This is a genomic window from Synechococcus sp. H60.1 (assembly GCF_047462335.1).
Taxonomy (GTDB): Bacteria; Cyanobacteriota; Cyanobacteriia; order Thermostichales; family Thermostichaceae; genus Thermostichus.
The window spans coordinates 1-2418 of the sequence record NZ_JANSJA010000016.1; the positions used below are offsets into that span (position 1 = coordinate 1).

Here is a 2418-nt window from a genome sequence, read left to right on the forward strand (position 1 = left end):
GGACGAGCGTAGATGGCTCCCGTGCCTTGGGGCGGTTGGTTGAAGACGTTGCCCGTCACCGAGGCCTTGGCAAAGGGCGAGAGGTTGCCCGAAGCCTGGGTCTGCCGATCCACAATGTCGGCGATGAAGACGGGGCTGTTGATGGAAGCCTCGAAGCGGTTCTCGCGGATGGTGACCGTGGCAGGCTCTGCCGACACCACGTGCACGCCGGCAACCGTGTAGCCGCGCAGCAGGTTCTTGTAGATATCGGCCTGCGAGAAGTCGCAGACTTGGACAGAGACGTAGGTGTCGGCCTGCGTGGGCCGTGCGAAGTCGTTGAAGGAAACTTCTACGTTGCGCGCCCCTTGGTTGGCTAGGTCGCACTCACCAATGCCCACCTGGTAGTCCGCCGCCGGGCCGCCTGCATCCGGATCCGATCCGCGGGTGCCCGTAATGCGGAAGCCATTGCCTTCTGTTCCACCTAGGGTAGCATCGTTGGCCAAGATCTTGACGTTGCGCAGCGTGCTCGTGCCGTCGAGGGAGTTCAGCGTCAGGCCCGGCTTGTCGGCAGGGATCACAATCTCACCTTCTGCCGTGAAGGAACCCGGGCCTGCCGTCACCGTCGGGTTGGGGCCGGCCGCCTCGGCAATGGCGCGGGTGAGGGAGAGATAGACGTTGCTGGTGTTGCTGTTGAAAGCAAGGCCGCTGCCTGCCGCCACAATGGCCCGCCGCTCAGCCGCGCTCAAGCCGCTGCCGCGGTCGTCACGAACGGCGTAGACGTTGGCCGTCGCTGTTCTTGGGGTAATGGTGTTGCCGGCAAAAGTCAAGCTCAGCCCCGTCACTGCCGGCTCGATGAAGATGGCGGCAGAGCCGGCACCCACATCTTGGGCCGCAAGGTTGATCAGTTGAGTTGGGATGTCGGGGACAGATTCGTAGCCCAAGAAGATGTTGTTGGTCTCCACCCGCAGGTTGATGCCCGCGTTGTCGCCGGCAATGCGGATGCCTGCCGAGCTGCCCGCGCCAGCCACAAACAGGTTAGAACGAGTTACTGTCAGGTTTTTGGAGGTGGTGGCGGCAGCCGCTGAGCCAAAGCCAATGCCTACCCCGCGAGAAGCCGGAGTGGTTACCGTTGGCAAGAGAACAATATCGACGCCGGTAACGGTGACTTCGGTGGCGCCTTCGGCATTGATGCCGTACTCAATGGGTTCCAAAGAGCGGGTGTTGAGAATGCTGAAGTTCTCCAGGACAACGCCGCTGGCATTGTTGGTCACTTGCACGGGAGCACCAGTAGCTGCACCCACCACGGTGGCATCGCCCACAACGGCGGTTGCACCGCGCACCGTAACGTTGCTGCGGTTGATGACAATGTTCTGGCGGTAAACACCCGGCTGGAGAACGATGGTAAGAGGCTGAGCCGGGTCAGAGGAAGCAATGATCTGGCTGATGTTGCTCTCAGGAGTGACGTTAACGGTTCCCGAGGGACGGGGGCTTGGTGTGGGAGTTGGCGGCGGGGCCGGCGGAGCCGGAGGAGCCGGCGGCGGTGGGGGCGGCACGGGCACTACCGGGCCAGAACTATCTTCGTCGCTACAGCCCGCCAGGATCACAGGCACAAGAACCACGGCAGACGCTAGAGTCAAAGAACCCAGTGACTTTAGCAGCCACTTCTGGATTGTTCCGTTCATTTTTCTCCTCTTAACCAAAAAAGTAGGGTTCGGCTGAACACTTCCCTTAACTTACCCGATTGACCGGCCCAAAGCAACTAATGAGGCTAGGGGCTTGCCGTTCGGGTGGGAGAGGCATACGCGCTTGTGTCAGCGCTTGCTCTGGTTACTCCGTAAATCATACAGGCAGATCTGCCCAGGTTGACAAGTCTTGCCCTTTTTTCAAGAAAAGTTGGGATCCAGGGGGATACAGCGCGGTCTGGGGGGCGGGGGGTTGACGCTTTGCCCCCCAAAAACCAGAAGATTTGCCTATTTCCTGGCAAAAGGGTGCTTGATCCGGGGCAGAAGGGTGGCAGGATGAGGAGTGGACGTTTTTTCTGGAGACCCAAGCAGGATGGCTGTCTACAAAGTTCGGTTGATCAACGAAGAGCGGGGCTTGGACGTTACCATCGATGTGCCGGACGACGAGTACATTCTGGATGTGGCGGAGGAGCAAGGGATCGAGCTGCCCTATTCCTGCCGCGCCGGGGCCTGTTCGACCTGTGCCGGCAAGCTGGTGAGCGGCACGGTGGATCAAAGCGATCAATCCTTCCTGGATGACGATCAGATTGCGCAGGGCTATGTGTTGACCTGCGTGGCCTACCCCACTTCTGACTGCACCATCATCACCCATCAAGAAGAGGCGCTGTACTGAGGCCCTCACCCCCGATCCCTCACCTCCATCCCCTCTCCCTCAGGGAGAGGGGAGTAGGGTTTTCTTATCCTCTGTTGAGCTTTT

The 2418-nt window shown here is 60.2% G+C and carries 2 protein-coding genes; one reads left to right on the top strand and one right to left on the bottom strand.

Going from position 1 to position 2418, the window contains the following annotated elements; all coding sequences use genetic code 11:
- Positions 1-1598: hypothetical protein (locus tag NW852_RS00655; RefSeq protein WP_414426386.1), on the bottom strand; the 1598-nt coding region annotated here is incomplete at its 3' end.
- A 436-nt stretch (positions 1599-2034) separates the two neighbouring features.
- On the opposite strand from NW852_RS00655, the gene NW852_RS00660 reads away from it, so the two are divergent.
- Positions 2035-2334 (top strand): ferredoxin, encoded by a 300-nt coding sequence (locus tag NW852_RS00660; protein ID WP_414360687.1) that lies wholly within the window; start codon positions 2035-2037, stop codon positions 2332-2334.
- Positions 2335-2418 lie beyond the last annotated feature (84 nt).

What these genes read in the sequence shown, in the direction of transcription:
- NW852_RS00660 (WP_414360687.1), top strand. Translation starts at nt 2,035, where the DNA reads ATGGCTGTCTACAAAGTTCGGTTGATCAACGAAGAGCGGGGCTTGGAC.